The organism is Ancylobacter sp. SL191 (genome assembly GCF_026625645.1).
GTDB lineage: Bacteria > Pseudomonadota > Alphaproteobacteria > Rhizobiales > Xanthobacteraceae > Ancylobacter.
The window spans coordinates 931742-949126 of sequence record NZ_CP113056.1; the positions used below are offsets into that span (position 1 = coordinate 931742).

17 protein-coding genes are annotated in these 17385 nt (G+C 70.6%); 12 read left to right on the forward strand and 5 right to left on the reverse strand.

Features of this window, described 5'->3' with window-relative positions:
• The first annotated feature begins 71 nt into the window (after positions 1–71).
• Together accD and OU996_RS04195 are read left to right on the forward strand one after the other, a co-directional pair.
• A complete protein-coding gene (gene accD / locus OU996_RS04190) occupies positions 72–1010 on the forward strand; it encodes an acetyl-CoA carboxylase, carboxyltransferase subunit beta (protein WP_267584400.1) in 939 nt (312 codons plus the stop codon).
• A gap of 8 nt (positions 1011–1018) precedes the next feature.
• The gene (locus OU996_RS04195) at positions 1019–2380 is read left to right on the forward strand and encodes a bifunctional folylpolyglutamate synthase/dihydrofolate synthase (RefSeq protein ID WP_267584401.1); all 1362 of its coding nucleotides are present in this window, start codon (positions 1019–1021) and stop codon (positions 2378–2380) included.
• 151 nt (positions 2381–2531) lie between these two features.
• Here OU996_RS04195 and infC read toward each other — a convergent pair whose 3' ends face one another.
• The gene (infC, locus tag OU996_RS04200; protein WP_267585587.1) at positions 2532–3068 is read right to left on the reverse strand and encodes a translation initiation factor IF-3; all 537 of its coding nucleotides are present in this window, start codon (positions 3066–3068) and stop codon (positions 2532–2534) included.
• Positions 3069–3389: 321 nt separating this feature from the next.
• Between infC and OU996_RS04205 the strand changes: the two genes are divergently transcribed.
• A complete protein-coding gene (locus OU996_RS04205; protein ID WP_267584402.1) occupies positions 3390–4169 on the forward strand; it encodes an alpha/beta hydrolase in 780 nt (259 codons plus the stop codon).
• A 17-nt stretch (positions 4170–4186) separates the two neighbouring features.
• On the opposite strand, the gene rsmD is transcribed toward OU996_RS04205, so the two are convergent.
• Complete coding sequence (gene rsmD, locus OU996_RS04210; protein ID WP_267584403.1) at positions 4187–4744, reverse strand: 16S rRNA (guanine(966)-N(2))-methyltransferase RsmD; 558 nt, start codon at positions 4742–4744, stop codon at positions 4187–4189.
• A 16-nt stretch (positions 4745–4760) separates the two neighbouring features.
• A complete protein-coding gene (locus OU996_RS04215; protein WP_267584404.1) occupies positions 4761–7034 on the reverse strand; it encodes a pseudouridine synthase in 2274 nt (757 codons plus the stop codon).
• A gap of 150 nt (positions 7035–7184) precedes the next feature.
• Between OU996_RS04215 and OU996_RS04220 the strand changes: the two genes are divergently transcribed.
• A complete protein-coding gene (locus tag OU996_RS04220) occupies positions 7185–7613 on the forward strand; it encodes a nucleoside deaminase (protein ID WP_267584405.1) in 429 nt (142 codons plus the stop codon).
• Positions 7614–7637: 24 nt separating this feature from the next.
• Here the strand turns inward: OU996_RS04220 and OU996_RS04225 are convergent, their stop codons facing one another.
• Entirely contained in the window at positions 7638–8660 is a 1023-nt protein-coding gene (locus OU996_RS04225; RefSeq protein ID WP_267584406.1) for a polyprenyl synthetase family protein, read from the reverse strand.
• A 242-nt stretch (positions 8661–8902) separates the two neighbouring features.
• On the opposite strand from OU996_RS04225, the gene OU996_RS04230 reads away from it, so the two are divergent.
• From OU996_RS04230 to OU996_RS04265, 8 genes are all read left to right on the forward strand, one after another.
• Entirely contained in the window at positions 8903–9127 is a 225-nt protein-coding gene (locus OU996_RS04230) for a DUF2007 domain-containing protein (protein ID WP_267584407.1), read from the forward strand.
• Between the two features lie 14 nt (positions 9128–9141).
• Positions 9142–9936: a tRNA1(Val) (adenine(37)-N6)-methyltransferase gene (locus OU996_RS04235; protein WP_267585588.1), complete on the forward strand. Its 795-nt coding sequence runs from the start codon at positions 9142–9144 to the stop codon at positions 9934–9936.
• 108 nt (positions 9937–10044) lie between these two features.
• A complete protein-coding gene (locus OU996_RS04240; protein ID WP_267584408.1) occupies positions 10045–10938 on the forward strand; it encodes a S49 family peptidase in 894 nt (297 codons plus the stop codon).
• A 24-nt stretch (positions 10939–10962) separates the two neighbouring features.
• The gene (locus OU996_RS04245) at positions 10963–11154 is read left to right on the forward strand and encodes a hypothetical protein (protein WP_267584409.1); all 192 of its coding nucleotides are present in this window, start codon (positions 10963–10965) and stop codon (positions 11152–11154) included.
• Between the two features lie 143 nt (positions 11155–11297).
• Positions 11298–12503, forward strand: coding sequence for an efflux RND transporter periplasmic adaptor subunit (locus OU996_RS04250; protein WP_267584410.1), 1206 nt, complete (start codon positions 11298–11300; stop codon positions 12501–12503).
• Between the two features lie 109 nt (positions 12504–12612).
• Positions 12613–14550: a MacB family efflux pump subunit gene (locus OU996_RS04255; RefSeq protein ID WP_324290753.1), complete on the forward strand. Its 1938-nt coding sequence runs from the start codon at positions 12613–12615 to the stop codon at positions 14548–14550.
• 196 nt (positions 14551–14746) lie between these two features.
• A complete protein-coding gene (gene purD / locus OU996_RS04260) occupies positions 14747–16018 on the forward strand; it encodes a phosphoribosylamine--glycine ligase (RefSeq protein WP_267584411.1) in 1272 nt (423 codons plus the stop codon).
• 56 nt (positions 16019–16074) lie between these two features.
• Positions 16075–17028: a patatin-like phospholipase family protein gene (locus tag OU996_RS04265; RefSeq protein ID WP_267584412.1), complete on the forward strand. Its 954-nt coding sequence runs from the start codon at positions 16075–16077 to the stop codon at positions 17026–17028.
• 4 nt (positions 17029–17032) lie between these two features.
• Here OU996_RS04265 and OU996_RS04270 read toward each other — a convergent pair whose 3' ends face one another.
• A complete protein-coding gene (locus OU996_RS04270; RefSeq protein ID WP_267584413.1) occupies positions 17033–17371 on the reverse strand; it encodes a YnfA family protein in 339 nt (112 codons plus the stop codon).
• Positions 17372–17385 lie beyond the last annotated feature (14 nt).

Sequence of the window (17385 nt, forward strand, 5' to 3'; positions counted from 1 at the left end):
TGTCGGCGATTAGATGAGGGCGCGGCTGTCCATCGGGCAGCCGCCATCCCTTCCCGTCCGGAGCCACGCCGTTGAACTGGATCTCGAACGTCGTCCGCCCGAAGCTGAACAGCTTCCTCAATCGCCGCGAGGTGCCGGAGAATCTCTGGGTGAAGTGCCCCGAGACCGGGCAGATGGTGTTCCACAAGGATCTGGAGGCGAACCTCTTCGTCATCCCGGGCTCCAACTACCATATGCGGATGGACCCGAAGGCGCGGTTGAGCTCGATGTTCGACGGCGGCAAATGGTACGACATCGCCCTGCCGCAGGTGGTGGCCGACCCGCTGAAGTTCCGCGACGAGAAGCGCTACGCCGACCGCCTCAAGGACGCCCGCGCCAAAACCGGCGCGCAGGACGCGGTTAAGGTCGGCTATGGCAAGCTGGAAGGCCTGCCGGTCACCATCGCCGTGCAGGATTTCGGCTTCATGGGCGGCTCGCTCGGCATGGCCGCGGGCGAGGCTATCGTGACCGGGCTCGAGACCGCCGCCTCGCGCGGCACGCCCTTCATCATGTTCGCCTCCTCCGGCGGGGCGCGCATGCAGGAAGGCATCCTCTCGCTGATGCAGATGCCGCGCACCACCTGCGCCATCCAGGAACTGCGCGAGGCCAAGCTCCCCTACATCGTGGTGCTCACCAACCCGACCACCGGTGGCGTCACCGCCTCCTACGCCATGCTGGGCGACATCCAGATCGCCGAGCCGGGCGCGCTGATCGGCTTCGCCGGCCCGCGCGTCATCGAGCAGACGATCCGCGAGAAACTGCCCGAGGGCTTCCAGCGCGCCGAATATCTGCGCGACCACGGCATGATCGATCTCGTCGTGCACCGCCATGAGATGCGCGCGACGCTCGGCCGGCTCTGCCGGCTCTTGATGCGCGCCCCCGCTGTCGAGGTCGCCCGCCCGGCGGAAGCCCCCGCCGACGCCGCCCGTTCCGGCGAGGCCCCGGCTTTGCCCGCGCCCGCGAGCGCCTGAGGCCCGCCATGTCCGCCGCGCCACTTGCCGGCCCATCGGAGCGGCCTCCGGTCGAGGACATTTTCGAGCGGCTGCTGGCGTTGCATCCCAAGCTGATCGACCTCTCCCTTGACCGCATGTGGCGGGTGCTGGAGCGGCTCGGCCATCCCCAGCGTCGCCTGCCGCCGGTGATCCATGTCGCCGGCACCAATGGCAAGGGCTCGACCGTCGCCTTCATGCGCGCCGTGCTGGAGGCCGCCGGCAAGCGCGTGCATGTCTACACCTCGCCCCATCTGGTGCGCTTCAACGAGCGCATCCGCCTCGCCGGCCGCCTCGTCGACGACGCGACGCTGACCGACGCGCTGGCCCGCGCCGAGGTGGCCAATGAGGGCGCGCCGATCACCTTCTTCGAGATCACCACGGCGGCGGCCTTCCTGCTGTTTTCCGAAGTGCCGGCGGATGTGCTGCTGCTCGAGGTCGGCCTCGGTGGCCGGCTCGACGCCACCAATGTGATCGACGCCCCGCTGGTCTGCGTCATCACGCCGGTCTCCATCGACCATGTCGATTTCCTCGGCGAAACGGTCGCCGCCATTGCCGGCGAGAAGGCGGGCATCCTCAAGCGCGGCGTGCCGGCGGTGATCGCCCAGCAGCCGCGCGAGGCGCTGGCCGTCATTGAGCGGCAGGCGGGCCGGCTCGGCGTGCCGCTCACCGTCATGGGGGAGGGCTTCCAGGCCCATGAGGAAGGTGGCCGCCTGGTGGTGCAGGATGAGGACGGGTTGATCGACCTGCCGCGCCCGCGCCTCGTCGGCCCGCACCAGATCGGCAATGCCGGGCTGGCGGTGGAGACGCTGCGCATCGCCGGGCAGCGCGATCCGGCGCTGCGCCTGCCCTTCGCCGCCTTCGAGGATGGCATGCGCCAGGCGAACTGGCCGGCGCGATTGCAGCGGCTCGGGCCGGGCCCGCTCACCCAGCGCGCGCCCGAGGGTGTCGATGTCTGGCTCGATGGCGGGCACAATGCCGCCGGCGGGCAGGCGCTGGCCGCCGCGCTGGCGGATCTGGAAGACCGCGTGTCGCGCCCGCTGGTGATGATCGTCGGCATGCTCGGCTCGAAGGATTCCGGCACCTTTCTCGCGCCCTTCGCCGGGCTGGCGCGCGAGCTCATCGCCGTGCCGGTGCCGGGCGAGCACAAGGGCCAGCCGCCGGACGCCGTCGCGGCGGCGGCAAGCGCGCATGGCATCAGCGCCTCGACGGCGGTGAGCGTCGCGGCGGCGCTGGAAAGTCTGGGTATATCGGGGACGGTGTCCGCCGGCCCGGCGCCGCGCGTGCTGATCGCCGGCTCGCTCTATCTCGCCGGGGCGGTGCTGGCCGAGAATGGCAGCCTGCCGGATTAGGCAAGCCGCGGCGTTCTGGATGGGAAGCGCAGGCGCGCAGGCGTAGTGATCCCGGACCGGCCCCGCGGACCGGCCGGGATGACGCCATCGGCAATCGCCAGGGGCCGCCGGTCTCGCGCGGAGCCGGCGCCCGTCGACAGGCCGGCTCCGCTCAGCGCGGGGCCAGCACCATGATCATCTGCCGACCTTCGAGCGAAGGCTCCGCCTCGACCTTGGCGATCGTGGCGAGTTCTTCCTTCACGCGGTTCAGCAGCTTGTAGCCGAGTTCCTGGTGCGCCATCTCGCGACCGCGGAAGCGCAGGGTGATCTTCACCTTGTCGCCTTCCTCGAAGAAGCGGTGGATCGCCTTCATCTTCACCTCATAGTCGTGGGTGTCGATGCCGGGACGCAGCTTGATTTCCTTGATCTCGACGATGTGCTGCTTCTTGCGCGCCTCGTTGGCCTTCTTCTGGTTCTGGTACTTGAAGCGGCCGTAATCGAGGATCTTGCAGACCGGCGGCACGGAATTCGGCGCGATCTCGACCAGATCGAGGCCGGCTTCCTGCGCACGCAGAATGGCGTCCCGGGTCTGGATGACGCCGAGATTCTGCCCATCCTGGTCGATGAGCTGCACTTCGCGGATCCGGATGTCTTCGTTGACGCGCGGACCGTCCTTTTCCGGCGCGACGGGTCTCATGGGGCGACGAATGGCGTCTTCTCCTCTGCCATTTCAGAAAGTGCGTCTCATCGCGCCGCGAATTCTTGCCGGCCGGCTCGTTTCTGCGCGCGTAAAACGGTCGCAGAAGATCGTGACAAACCCGGCAGAAGTCAACGGCATGACGAAACGGAAAATACCCAAAGTTGCGCCTTGAGGGCAAAGTTGGGGCCCGGCGGGGCCGCGCGCGTGCCGAAGCTCTTGCGCCGCCGCCCGGCGCCTGTAGGGGAATGTGGCGTCGCCGGCACGAATCGCAAGAAGCTGTGCCGGCCAAGAGCCCCGCGACGGCGCGCCGTCCGAAGGACGAGGACCGTGATGACCGCCACCGACACGCCGCCCGACTTCCTCGACGTTGGCGCGGATGCCCGCCGCATCGCCCTGCGCCACACGCCCGGCACGCCAGATGCCGGCCCCGGCGTGCTCTGGTGCGGCGGCTATCTCTCGGACATGCGCGGCACCAAGGCCGAGCGCCTCGCGCAGTGGGGCGCGGGCGTCGGCCGCGCGGTGATGCGCTTCGACTATTCCGGCCATGGCGAGTCGGAGGGCGCCTTCATCGACGGCACGATCTCGCGCTGGGCGGAGGAGGCGCTTGCCGTGTTCGACCGCGCGACCACCGGCCCGCAGATCGTCGTCGGCTCCTCCATGGGCGGCTGGATCGCGCTGCTGCTCGCGCGCGCGCTCGCCGCGCGCGGGGAGAGCCAGCGCCTCGCCGGTCTCGTGCTCATCGCCCCGGCGCCGGATTTTTCCGAAGAGCTGATGTGGAACGCGATGACGCCGGAGATCCGCGCCGAGATCGAGCAGACGGGCGTGTGGTATCGGAAATCCGACTATGGCGAGCCGACCCCGATCACCCGCGCCTTCATCGAGGACGGCCGCCGCAACCTCGTGCTGGGCAGCCCCTTCGCCGTCGGGTGCCCGGTGCGCATCCTGCAGGGCGTGGCCGATGATGTGGTGCCCTGGCAGCACGCGATGAAGCTCGTCACCTGCCTCGCCGAGGACGATGTGGTCATCACGCTGGTGAAGGACGGCGATCACCGCCTCTCCCGCGAAGAGGACATTGCCCGCATCATCGAGGCGGTGGAGACGGTGGCGTAGCGGCCTGCGTCCGCGCCTCAGGGCGCGGCGCGCAGGAAGATGAGTTCGCTGGTGTCGTAGCGTCGGCGCTCCAGCTCCTCGAAGCCATCGGGCGCGGCGAAGGCGGCCTCGACCGATTCCTCGACGACGATCAGCGCCTCGGGCGCCAGCCAGCCGCCGTCGCGCGCGCTGGTGAGCGCCGCCACCGCGAGGCCGCGCCCATAGGGCGGGTCGCAGAAGACGAGATCGAAGGCGTCACTGGCGAAGGCGGTGCCGAGCTTGGTGGCGTCGCGCCGGAAGATGCGGGTGACGCCGCCGAGGCCGAGCGCCTCGACATTGGCCCGGATCAACCCGCGCGGCTCGGTCGCCTCATCGACGAAGACGGCGAATTTCGCCCCGCGCGAGATCGCTTCCAGCCCCAGCGCGCCCGTGCCGGCGAACAGGTCGAGCACGCGCGCGCCGTCCGCCGGGTCGCCATAGGCATGGGCGAGCACGTTGAACAGCGCCTCGCGCAGCCGATCCGAGGTCGGCCGCGTGGCGTTGGAGGAGGGGCCGCTAAGCGTGCGACCCTTGAAGCGCCCGCCGACGATGCGCACGGCTCAGCCTCGACGCTCAGGCGCGCGGGGGACGGCCGGGACGCCCGCCCGGCTTGCCACCCGAAGGCCTGCCACCCGAGGGCTTGCCACCGGAGGGGCGGCCACCCGACGGCTTGCCGCCGAAGGATTTGCCGCCAGAAGGCTTGTCACCGAAGGATTTGCCACCCGCCGGACGCCCGCCCGGCTTGTCGCCGAAGGACTTTCCACGCGGCTTGTCACCGAACGGCCGGTCACCGAACGATTTGCCGGCCGGGCGGTCGCCACGCGGACGATCCCCGGCGGGGCGCTCGCCGCGCGGCTTGTCGCCGAAGGAACGAGCGGGCCGGTCGGCGAAGTTCTTGGCGCCGTAATTGCGCGCGGGACGGTCACCCTCCTCGCGGCGCGGGCGCTCCTCGCGCGGCGCGCGCTCGGTGTCACCGCTGCCGGCCAGCTTGGCGAAGCGCGGACGGCGGGTGCGGTTCTCTTCCGACTTCACTCGCCCGCTGAACGGACGGTCGCTGTCGGCCCCGCGATAGGGACGCCCACCTTCAGGACGCGGCGCGCGCTCGCGGAACGGACGGTCACCCTCGGCGCGGGGCGCCCGCTCGCGGAAGGGACGGTCACCCTCGGCACGGGGCGCGCGCTCACGGAACGGGCGGTCACCTTCAGGACGGGGCGCACGCTCACGGAACGGACGGTCGCCCTCGGGACGCGGCGCGCGCTCGCGGAACGGACGGTCGCCCTCGGCACGCGGCGCCCGCTCGCGGAAAGGACGGTCGCCCTCGGCGCGGGGCGCCCGCTCGCGGAAGGGACGGTCACCCTCGGGACGGGGCGCACGCTCGCGGAACGGACGGTCACCCTCGGCGCGGGGCGCACGCTCACGGAACGGACGGTCACCCTCGGCACGCGGGGTGCGCTCACGGAACGGGCGGTCGCCCTCAGGACGGGGGGCGCGCTCACGGAACGGACGGTCGCCCTCGGCGCGGGGAGCCCGCTCACGGAACGGACGGTCGCCCTCGGCGCGGGGAGCGCGCTCGCGGAACGGACGGTCACCCTCACTGCGAATAGGGCGGTCCTCCGTGCTGCGGGCAGGGCGCTCGCTGCGGCCGCGGAAGGTGCGCTCGCCGCCGCGTTCCTCGTAGTCGGCGCGCGGGGCGCGGTCCTCGGCGTCACGCGGGCGGGAGGGACGCGGGCCGGCGGCCTTGCGGTCGCGGCTCGGGCCACGGCCGGGGCGCTCGGGGCGGCGCTCATCGCGGAACGGGCGCTCCTCCTCGGTGGGCGCCGGCTCGGTGGAGCGCACGCGCTGCACCAGCACCTTGCGGCCCTTGCGGTCGGCGACGAGGCCGGAACTCACGGTCTTGTCCGGGCCGGCCTCGGTGTCGATCGGGCGGCGGCGCGGGCGATCCTCGGCGCCTTCCACCTTGGCGTAGCGCGCCTTGGAGGGCTTGCGCGGCGCCTCGTCCTCGACCGCGTGGTCGAACACCGGGCCCTCGAAATCAGCGCCGGCGGCGGCGGCAAGCTCCGGGCCGAGCTGGTCCATGAGGATGCGCGTGCGCACTTCCTCCACCGCGCCCTGCACAATCTCGCCGAGCTGGAACGGGCCATAGGAAAGGCGGATCAGCCGGTTCACGTCGAGGCCGAGGCTGCCGAGAACGTTACGCACCTCGCGGTTCTTGCCCTCGCGCAGCGCCAGCGTCAGCCACACATTGGCGCCCTGCACGCGGTCAAGCACCGCCTCGATCGGCCCGTAATGCACGCCGTCCACCGTGATGCCGGCGATCAGCGCGTCGAGCTTGTCCTGGGTGATGTCGCCCTTGGCGCGCACCCGGTAGCGGCGCAGCCAGCCGGTCTCCGGCAGCTCCAGCACGCGGGCGAGGCCGCCATCATTGGTGAGCAGGATCAGACCCTCGGTGTTGAGGTCGAGCCGGCCGACCGAGACCAGCCGCGGCAGGCCGCCGGGCAGGATCTCGAACAGGGTCGGGCGCCCCTCGGGGTCGTAATTGGTCGTCACCACGCCCTTGGGCTTGTGGTAAAGATAGAGCCGCGTGCGCTCCTTCTCCGGCAGCTTCACGCCGTCCACCGTGATGGTGTCTTCCGCCGTCACCGTGCGGGCCGGGCTCTCCAGCACCTCGCCATTGACCGCGACACGACCGGCGAGGATCCATTCCTCGATCTCGCGGCGCGAGCCGAGGCCGGCGCGGGCGACGACCTTGGCGATGCGCTCAGCCTCGCGCGGTTCGGCCGGCGCCAGCGCGCGGGGGGCGCGCGGCACGCGATTCTGTTCCTTGCGGGGCGGGGTATTCTTGGGCATGGGATGCGGCCGTCCGGGGCTACGCGCCGGGCGAAAAGGCGCCGGGCGTCTCAAGCGATATCTGTAATGGGTCGCGGGTGCTAGCACGTCCGGGGCCGCGAGGCGAGCTTTTACGGGAGGACGCGCGCGGTGACGGGACGCTCGAGCTTCATGACACGAGCGCTGGACGAGGCGCGGGCGGCGGCCGCGCGCGGCGAGGTGCCGGTCGGCGCGGTGGTGGTGCGCGAGGGTGTGGTGATCGCCGCCGACGGCAACCGCACGCGCGAGCTGAACGACCCCTCCGCCCATGCCGAGATGCTGGCGATCCGCACGGCGGCGGCGGCGCTGGGCTCGGACCGGCTCACCGATTGCGATCTCTATGTGACGCTGGAGCCCTGCACCATGTGCGCGGGCGTCATCGCCTGGGCGCGGCTGCGCCGGGTCTATTACGGCGCAGCGGACCCCAAGGGCGGGGCGGTGGAGAGCGGCGTGCGCTTCTTCGCCCAGCCGAGCTGCCATCACCGGCCGGATGTCTATGGCGGCCTCGGCGAGAGCGAGGCGGCGGCCCTGCTGAAGGATTTTTTTGCCAGCCGGCGCTGACCCCGGCTTCCGGCGAAGTCGGGGTCAGTTCACCCGCGAGACGCAGAAATCCACCACGTCGACCAGCGCGCTGCGGGCAGGACCGGCCGGGAAGATGCCGAGCGCGTCCTTGGCCATGGCGCCGTAATGGCGGGCGCGCTCCACCGTGTCGGCAATGGCGCGGTGGCGGGCGAGCAGTTCGATGGCGTGGTCGAGGTCGCCATCGGCGATCTCGCCGCGCTCCAGGCAGCGGCGCCAGAAGTCCCGCTCGGTCTCGCTGCCGCGCCGGAAGGCCAGCACGATGGGCAGGGTGATCTTGCCCTCGCGGAAATCGTCGCCGACATTCTTGCCGAGCGCGGCGCCCGAGCCGCCATAATCCAGCGCGTCATCGACAAGCTGGAAGGCGATGCCGAGATTCATGCCATAGCTGCGGCAGGCGGCCTGTTCCAGCTTCGGCCGGCCGGCGAGCACCGGGCCGACTTCGCAGGCGGCGGCGAACAGCTCGGCGGTCTTGCCGCGAATGACGGCGAGATATTCGTCCTCGCTGGTCGCGGTGTTCTTGGCGGCGGCGAGCTGGGCCACCTCGCCCTCGGCGATCACCACGGCGGCGGTCGAGAGGATGTCGAGCGCGGAGAGGTTGCCGACCTCGATCATCATGCGGAAGGCCTGGCCGAGCAGGAAATCGCCCACCAGCACGCTCGCCTCATTGCCCCAGAGCATCCGGGCGGCGAGCTTGCCGCGCCGCATCTCGCTGTCGTCGACCACGTCGTCATGCAGCAGCGTCGCCGTGTGCATGAACTCGACCGAGGCGGCGAGCTTCACATCGCCCTCGCCCTGATAGCCGGAGAGATCGGCGGTCGCGAGCGTCAGCATCGGGCGCAGACGCTTGCCGCCGGAGGAGATGAGGTGCTGCGCGACCTCCGGGATCATCGTCACGTCCGAGCCGGTGCGCGAGAGGATCAGGGTGTTCACCCTGTCCATATCGGCCCGCACCAGGTTGACGATGCCCTCGATGGACGGGGCGGCGGAGACCTCGGCGGCGGGATTGAAAGGCAGGACGACGGCCACGGCGGACTTTCCGGTTGGTCGGTTATGGACGCCCATATGAAGGGCGGGCAGGTGTTCCGGCAAGTAGATGCCGACAAGTGGGCGCCGGCGGCACATTCGGCAAGCCCGCCCCGGCGACCGGGAAGGCGCGCACGCTCTGCCGGCCCCGGCATAGCGCAATTGGCGGGCGGACGGAAATACTCCGTCCGGCGCGACTGACGCAGCGTCAGGCGCCGGACACGCTTTCGTGCCACTATGGCGCCATGCGTGAACTGCTTCGGACCAACGACATCGTGCTGCTTTCCGCCGTCGAGGCGCTGCTTGACGGGGCCGGCATCGTCCATTTCGTGCTCGACCAGCATATGAGCGTGATGGAAGGCTCGATCGGCCTGCTGCCGCGCCGGCTTCTGGTCGGGGAGGACGAGATGCCGCGCGCCCGCACCTTGCTGCGCGAGGCCGGCCTCGGCGCCAAGCTGCGGGCCGAATGAGAGATGGCGGCGTGATGGACACCGACGCGGCGCCCTTTGCCGATATGCCCGCCGATCTGCGGGCGGAACTGACCGACGATGTCTTTCTCGACGGGCGGCTGCGGCTGTTGCAACCCGCGCGAGGCCACCGCGCCGGCCATGATGCGCTGCTGCTCGCCGCCAGCGCGCCGGGCGATGCCCGCATTGCGGTCGATCTCGGCGCCGGTGTCGGCACGGCGGGGCTCGCCTTGGCGGTCCGCGTGCCCGAGGTAGCGTTGACCTTGGTCGAGCTCGACCCCGCCACCGCCGCGCTTGCCCGCTGCAACGCCGCCCGGCAGGCGCCGGATCTTGCCGGGCGCGTGGGCGTCGTCGAGGCTGATGTGGCGGCGCTGGGACGGCCCGCGGGCCCGCCGCTCCCGGCAGCCGGCGCGGCCGACCTCGTGCTGATGAACCCGCCCTTCAACGACCCCACCCGCCACCGCGCCTCCCCGCATGAGCGTCGCGCGCTCGCCCACAGCGTACCGGATGCGGGGATGGAGATGTGGCTCAAGGCCGCCGCCCGGCTGCTCGCCCCGGCCGGGCGGCTGGCGCTGATCCACCGGCCGGAGGCCATCGAGGCGCTGCTGGCGGGGATGAAAGGCCGTTTCGGAGCCGTGACGATCCGCCCCGTGCATCCGCGCCCCGACGCGCCGGCGATCCGCCTGCTGATCGGGGCGATCAAGGGACGGCGCACCCCGCCGGCCTTTCTGCCGCCGCTGGTGCTGGCCGGTGATGACGGGCGCCCGAGCCTCAACGCCGAGCGCCTGCTGCGGGACGCGGGCGGGTTGTGACAGCGGCGGCGCTTGAGGCGCACCGCGTGAGGCCCCCCGCTTGAGGCTTGGCCCCTCGCACCCTATGTCAGAGGCAGATCACGACGGGTGGTGATCATCAGGGACATCATGGCCAGCTCATTTCTCGCCGACCTCCGCCGCCGCCTCGATCCCATCCTGCCCGCGCGGATGCGCGCGGGTGCCGCCATCGTTCCGGTGGTCCGGCTCTCCGGCGCCATCGGCATGGCGCGCCCGTTCAATCCCGGCCTGACCTTCGCCGGCATTTCCCGCACGCTCGACCGCGCCTTCGCGGTGAAGGGGGCCAAGGCGGTGGCGCTGGTGATCAACTCGCCGGGCGGCGCGCCGGTACAGTCGCATCTGATCTACCGGCGCATCCGCCTGCTGGCGGACGAAAAGAAGATCCCGGTCATCGCCTTCGTCGAGGATGTCGCGGCCTCCGGCGGCTACATGCTGGCCTGCGCCGCCGACGAAATCGTCGCCGATCCCTTTTCCATTGTCGGCTCGATCGGCGTGGTCAGCGCCGGCTTCGGCTTCGACCGGGTGATCGACAAGCTCGGCATCGACCGACGCGTCTACACCGCCGGCACGCGCAAGGTGATGCTCGACCCGTTCCAGCCGGAAAAGGCCGAGGATATCGAGCGGCTCAAGGCGATCCAGCAGGACATCCACGCCGCCTTCAGCGGGCTGGTGAAGCAGCGCCGGGGCGACGTGCTCACCGGCGACGACGACACGCTGTTCTCCGGCGAATTCTGGGCCGCGCCGCAGGCGCAGGAACTGGGACTGGTCGATTCCATCGGCGAGGTGCGCTCCTTCCTGCGGGCGCGCTATGGCGAGAAGGTGCTCACCCCGGTGATCGAGCCGCGCGCTGGCTTCTTCAGCCGCCGCCTGGCGGGCCTCTCCGCGCTTGGCGGGGATGCCGCCGGCGCCGCCGGGGCGGGCTTCGCCCAGTCGCTGGCCGCCCAGGCCGAGGAGCGCGCCCTGTGGGGCCGCTTCGGCCTGTGACGCCCGGCTGAGGGAGACAAACGCATGCCCCCCTTGTTCGTGCTCGCCCTCGGCGCCCTTGGCGCCGCCGCGCTGGTGAAGCGGCTCGCCGGTGAATCGCGCCGCGTCAATGCCGAGCTCGACGCGCAGCGCGCGGCGGATGCGGCGCGCGAGGCCGGCCGCGGCACGCTGCGCCGCGACCCATCCACCGGCGACTACCGCCCGCACGATTCCTGAAGCCGCCGCCCGCCGGCCGGAAAATGCCGAAATTTGGAGCTTTTCCAATTCGATAGGCTCTGCCTATCATTACCGCGAATTCACTTGGTACGCCTCCGCTTCGGCCTTATCCCGAAACGGTGGGAAAGGCGGGTGGATGCGCGATGCTTCAAAGGTCTGAAAGCGGCTGGAAGGCGGGAACGACGGTGCGGCGACGCGGGCGGTGGCGCTGGGTTGGCCTGGCCGTTCTCGTGGCGGCGTGCGCGGGCGGCTACTATTATGGCACCCGCGCCCAGGCGCCCGCCGCGCCCGAGTTCCAGACCGCCAAGGTCGAGATCGGCGACATCCAGACCAATGTCACTGCCATCGCCAATATGCAGCCCAAGACCTATGTCGATGTCGGCACGCAGGTCTCCGGCCAGCTCCGGGTGATCCATCCCGATGTCGGGGCGATCGTGAAGAAGGGCGACCTGCTCGCCGAGATCGACCCCACCGTCTACCAGACCCGCGTGAATGGCGACCGCGCCAGCCTCGACAATCTGCGCGCCCAGCTCGCCCAGGCCGAGGCGCAGCTCACGCTCGACCGGCTGCGCAACGATCGCGCCCAGGAGCTCTGGTCGAAGCAGGCCGGCAGCCGTGACGCGGCCGAGGCGGCCGAGGCCACGATGCGCATCTCCATCGCCAAGATCGACGCGCTGAAGGCGCAGATCGCCCAGACGCAGGCGACGCTCGACGGCGACCTGGCCAATCTCGGCTACACCAAGATCTACGCGCCGATGGACGGCACGGTGGTCTCGATCACCGCCCGCGAGGGCTCGACGCTCAACGCCAACCAGAGCGCGCCCATCGTGCTGCGCATCGCCGACCTGCAGACCATGACGGTGACGGCGCAGGTGGCCGAGGGCGACATTCCGAAGATCACGGTCGGCACCCCCGCCTATTTCTCGACGCTCGGCCTGCCGGACCGGCGCTGGGAGGGGGCGGTGCGGCAGATCGAGCCGACGCCGACCATCGTCAACGACGTCGTGCTCTACAATGTGCTGATCGACGTGCCCAACCCCGACCTGACGCTGATGACCAACATGACCGCGCAGGTCTTCTTCCGTCTCGGCGAGGCCAAGGGCGTGCCGCTGGTGCCGACCGCCGCCGTGCGCACCCGCCGCGACGGCACCGCGACGGTGCGCGTGATGACCCCGCAGGGGCCGCAGGAGCGCAACATCAAGATCGGCATCGCCAACCGCGCCATGACGCAGGTGATCGAGGGGCTGTCGCCCGGCGATACGGTCGTCACCGGCGCCGGCGCCCCCGGCGCGCGTCCGGGCGGACCGGGCGGCCAGCGCCCGCCCGCCATGCCGCCGCGCCTCGGCTGAGGAGGGCGGCATGAGCGAGGATGTGCCGGGAGAGATGAGCGGCGGGACCGAGGATCTGGCGCTGCGGCTCGACGCGCTGCCGGCCCCGGAGGCCGGGCAGGCAGTGCCGCTGCGCCCGATCATCGAACTGACCGATGTCAGCCGCATCTACCCGAATGGCGAGACAGTCGTGCGCGCGCTCGACCGCGTGTCGCTCGCCATCCATCCCGGCGAGTTCGTCGCCATCATGGGTCAGTCCGGCTCGGGCAAATCGACGCTGATGAACATTGTCGGCTGCCTCGACCGCCCCTCCGCCGGCGCCTACCGGGTGGACGGCGTCGATGTCGCGGAGCTCGATCCCGACCAGCTCGCGGCGCTGCGCTGCTCGACCTTCGGCTTCGTGTTCCAGCGCTACAATCTGCTGCCGACGCTGACGGCGGCGGAAAATGTCGAAATTCCTGCCATCTATGCCGGCACGCCACAGGAGCGGCGGACCTCGCGGGCGCATGAACTGCTCGACCGCCTCGGCCTTGGCGATCGCGCCGAGCACCGCCCGAACCAGCTCTCCGGCGGCCAGCAGCAGCGGGTCTCCATCGCCCGCGCGCTGATGAACGCCGCGCCGGTCATCCTCGCCGACGAGCCGACCGGCGCGCTCGATTCGCGCAGCGGCGAGGATGTGCTGGCCCTGCTCACCGAGCTGAACGCGGAAGGCCACACGGTCATCCTCATCACCCACGATCCCGATGTCGCCGCGCACGCCCGGCGCGTCGTGCGCTTTCAAGACGGCCACATCGTCTCCGACGAGCGGCGCGAGCCGGAACCCGCCCGCACGCCGCTGCCGGGAACGCGCGCCAGCAGCGGCGGCGGTTTTGCCCGCTTCGTGCCGGATCTGGCGGAAGCCGTGCGCATGGCCTTCGCCTCCATGGCGGCCAACGTGTTCCGCACGGCGCTGACGCTGCTCGGCATCGTCATCGGCGTTGCCTCGGTCATCACCATGCTGGCGGTGGGCGATGGCGGCAAGCAGAGCGTGCTGGAGCGCATTTCGCAGATCGGCACCAATCTGCTGATCGTGCGGCCGGGGGCGGCGGGCATCCGCACCAGCGGCGACAACGCGACGCTTCTGCCGGAGGATGCGGACGCGTTGCGGGTCATTCCCGGCATCAGCGCCGTCGCGCCCGAGCGCACCGGCCGCTACACGATGCGCTTCGGATCGGCCGATTATTACACCTCGGTCACCGCCACCAGCGCCGACTATCTCGACGCCCGCGACTGGGCGCTGGCGCGCGGGGTGATGTTCACCGCCGCCGATGTGCGCGCCTATGCGCCGGTGATCGTGCTCGGCCAGACCGTCGTTACCAACCTGTTCGGCGAGGATGATCCGCTCGGGCGCTATGTGCTGGTGAAGAACGTGCCCTATGAGGTGATCGGCGTGCTCGCCCCGCGCGGCGCCAATGCCTTTGGCCAGGATCAGGACGATGTGGCGCTGGTGCCGATCTCCACCGGCTTCGTGCGGGTGTTCGGCCGGCGCTTCGTCAACTCCATCACGGTGAAGGTGGAGAAGGCCGAGGAGATCCCGCAGGTCGAACAGGCCATCACCCGCCTCATCACCGATCGCCATCAGGTCGAGGATTTCCAGGTGCGCAACACGGCGCAGTTCCTCGAGACGGCGCTGGAGACGCAGAACACCCTCACCCTCGTGCTCGGCTGCGTCGCCGCCATCTCGCTGCTGGTGGCGGGCATCGGCGTGATGAACATCATGCTGGTGAGCGTGACCGAGCGCACCCGCGAGATCGGCATCCGCATGGCGACCGGCGCGCGCATGAGCAACATCATGCTGCAGTTCAACACCGAGGCGCTGGTGGTGTGCGGCGTCGGTGGGGCGGTGGGCGTCGGGCTCGGCATCGGCGTGGCGCTGCTGCTGGAATATCTCGGCGTCACCATCGTGCTGTCGCTGCTGCCGCCGGTGCTGGCCTTTGGCTGCGCCTTCCTCACCGGGCTGATCTTCGGCTACCTCCCCGCCCGCAAGGCGGCGGGCATGGACCCGGTGGTGGCACTCGCCTACGAGTGAACGGCGAACCTGCCGCGTCATCCCCGGGCTCGGCCCGGGGATACACGACTTTTAGCGCGCGGGGCCATGAGACGTGGATGGCCGGGCCAAGCCCGGCCATGACGGCGTTTGGCCAATGCCCGCCACACGAACCCTTGCCCCCCGCCGCCTGAACGTTTAGGCGAAGCGCAAGGTCGGGGTGCTGGAGGCTTGCCGCATGAATGTTCTACTGCTCGGTTCGGGTGGCCGCGAACACGCGCTCGCCTGGAAGCTGGCGCAGAGCCCGCTGCTCGGCCGGCTCTTTGCGGTGCCGGGCAATCCGGGCATTGCCGGGCATGCGACCTGCATCGACCTTCCGCTCGACGACCATGACGCCCTCGTCACCCTGTGCGGCGCGGAGAAGATCGACCTTGTGGTGGTCGGCCCCGAGGCGCCGCTGGTGGACGGCATCGCCGACCGGCTGATCGCGGAAGGGCTTCCGGTCTTCGGCCCGCGCCGGGTCGCCGCGCAGCTTGAGGGCTCGAAGCTCTTCACCAAGGAACTGTGCAAGGCGCACAACATCCCGACCGCGGCCTTCGGCCGCTTCACCGAGGTGGAGGATGCCCGCGCCTTCATCCGCGCCCAGGGCGCCCCCATCGTGCTGAAGGCCGACGGGCTGATGGCCGGCAAGGGCGTGATCGTCGCCATGACCATCGACGAGGCGCTGGACGGCGTCGACGAGGTGTTCGCCATGGGCGGGGCCGGCACCGAGATACTGATCGAGGAATTTCTGGAGGGCGAGGAAGTCTCGTTCTTCTGCCTCGTGGATGGCGAGACCGTGCTGCCCTTCGGCTCGGCGCAGGACCACAAGCGCGCCTATGATGGCGATCGCGGCCCCAACACCGGCGGCATGGGCGCCTATTCGCCCGCCCCGGTCTTCACCGCCGAGATGGAACGCCACGCGCTGCACGACATCATCAAGCCGACCGCCCGTGCGCTGGCCGATGCGGCGAGCGCCTATCGCGGCGTGCTGTTCGCCGGGCTGATGATCACCCGCGAGGGGCCCAAGCTCATCGAATATAATGTCCGCTTCGGCGACCCGGAATGCCAGGTGCTGATGCTGCGCATGGAAGGCGACCTGCTGCCGATCCTGCACGCGGTCGCCACCGGCCGGCTGGAAGACCAGCCGGTGCCGCTGAAGCCCGAGGCGGCGATCACCGTCGTCATGGCGGCGCGCGGCTATCCCGGCAGCTACCAGAAGGGCACGCGCATCGCCGGCATCAATGCCGCCGAGCAGATTCCCGGCGTGAAGGTGTTCCATGCCGGCACGAAGCAGGCGGGCAGCGATCTCGTCGCCAATGGCGGGCGGGTGCTCAACGTCACCGCCATCGGCGCCAATGTGGCGGAGGCGCGCGAGCGGGCCTATGACGCGGTCGCCCGCATCGACTGGCCGGACGGCTTCTGCCGCAGCGACATCGCCTGGCGCGCGCTGGGCAGCGACCCCACATAGGCGCGGCGCGGCACCGTTCACAGAATCGCCGCGTGACAGCGGCATGAGGTGAGGCCATGGACGAACATCCCGCCTCTTCCCGCGGCCGGCGCCATCCCCGCCCGGCCCCCGAACGTCACCATCCGCCCGGCGAGGCGCCCCATCAGGGCGTCATCGTCTCCGGCGAGAGCAGCGCAACGTCGGAACCGGCCGGGCCGCGCATCGCCGTGGCGTTGGGCTCGGGCGGGGCGCGCGGCCTCTCGCATATCGTCGTGCTGGAGGCGCTGGACGAACTCGGCATCCGCCCCTGCGCCATCGCCGGCGCCTCGATCGGCGGCTTCTTCGGCTGCATCTACGCCGCCGGCATGCCGGCCAAGGATCTGCGCCAGCTCGTGTCGCACACGCTGCGCAACCGCGGCGAGGTGATGCGCCGCCTGCTCGCCGCCCGCGTCGGGCGCATCGCCGACCTGTTCGGCGGCCTCGGCAATCCCGTGCTGGTCGATGCCGAGCGCGTGGTCGCCGGCTTCCTCCCCGATATGGTGCCGGAGCGCTTCGAGGATCTCGCCATTCCCTTCCAGGTGGTGGCGACGGATTATTGGGGTCGCTGCGAGAAGATGTTCGAGCACGGCCCGATCCGCCCGGCCATTGCCGCCTCGCTGGCCATTCCCGGCCTGATGCGTCCGGTGGAACTCGGCGGCCACACGCTGGTTGATGGCGGCGCGGTCAACCCGCTGCCCTTCGACCTCCTGCGCTCCAAGGCCGACATCGTGCTGGCCGTCGACATCACCGGCGGCCATGGCGCGGACACGCGCGGCGTGCCGCAGGCGCTGGAATCGATGTTCGCCACGCTGCAGATCATGGCCAGCGCCATTGTCGGCGAGAAGCTGAAATCCGGCGCGCCGGACATCCTCATTCGCCCGAATGTGCATGACTTCCGCGTGCTCGACTTCTTCCGCGTGATGGCCATCCTCAAGGCCGCCGAGCCGGCCAAGGATGAGGTGAAGCGCCGGCTTGAGGCCGTGCTGGGCTGAGGCGTCAGCCGCGCGGGCCGAACACCACGATGGCCGCGCCAAAAAGGCACACGGCGCCGCCGAGCAGATCCCACCAATCCGGCCGGAATCCTTCGACCGCCCATAGCCAGAGGAGGGAGGCCGCGACATAGACCCCGCCATAGGCGGCGAAGGCCCGCCCGGCGGCGCTCGCCTCGACCTGCGTCAGCGCCGTGCCGAAGGCGATGAGGCTGAGTATGCCCGGCACCAGCCAGAGCGGGTTCGCCCCGCTGCGCAGCACCGCCCAGAAGGCGAAGCAGCCGGCGATTTCCAGAAAGGCGGCAAGACCGAAAAGGAGGGGGGTGGGCACAAGCGCGGTGGTCATGGGCTCTCCCCGCC

Bases quoted from the DNA above. Each gene is read 5' to 3' on its own strand.
- OU996_RS04195 (WP_267584401.1), top strand. From the start codon at position 1,019: ATGTCCGCCGCGCCACTTGCCGGCCCATCGGAGCGGCCTCCGGTCGAG.
- OU996_RS04205 (WP_267584402.1), top strand. From the start codon at position 3,390: ATGACCGCCACCGACACGCCGCCCGACTTCCTCGACGTTGGCGCGGAT.
- OU996_RS04215 (WP_267584404.1), bottom strand. From the start codon at position 7,034: ATGCCCAAGAATACCCCGCCCCGCAAGGAACAGAATCGCGTGCCGCGC.
- OU996_RS04220 (WP_267584405.1), top strand. From the start codon at position 7,185: ATGACACGAGCGCTGGACGAGGCGCGGGCGGCGGCCGCGCGCGGCGAG.
- OU996_RS04230 (WP_267584407.1), top strand. From the start codon at position 8,903: ATGCGTGAACTGCTTCGGACCAACGACATCGTGCTGCTTTCCGCCGTC.
- OU996_RS04235 (WP_267585588.1), top strand. From the start codon at position 9,142: ATGGACACCGACGCGGCGCCCTTTGCCGATATGCCCGCCGATCTGCGG.
- OU996_RS04240 (WP_267584408.1), top strand. From the start codon at position 10,045: ATGGCCAGCTCATTTCTCGCCGACCTCCGCCGCCGCCTCGATCCCATC.
- OU996_RS04245 (WP_267584409.1), top strand. From the start codon at position 10,963: ATGCCCCCCTTGTTCGTGCTCGCCCTCGGCGCCCTTGGCGCCGCCGCG.
- OU996_RS04250 (WP_267584410.1), top strand. From the start codon at position 11,298: ATGCTTCAAAGGTCTGAAAGCGGCTGGAAGGCGGGAACGACGGTGCGG.
- purD (WP_267584411.1), top strand. From the start codon at position 14,747: ATGAATGTTCTACTGCTCGGTTCGGGTGGCCGCGAACACGCGCTCGCC.
- OU996_RS04265 (WP_267584412.1), top strand. From the start codon at position 16,075: ATGGACGAACATCCCGCCTCTTCCCGCGGCCGGCGCCATCCCCGCCCG.
- OU996_RS04270 (WP_267584413.1), bottom strand. From the start codon at position 17,371: ATGACCACCGCGCTTGTGCCCACCCCCCTCCTTTTCGGTCTTGCCGCC.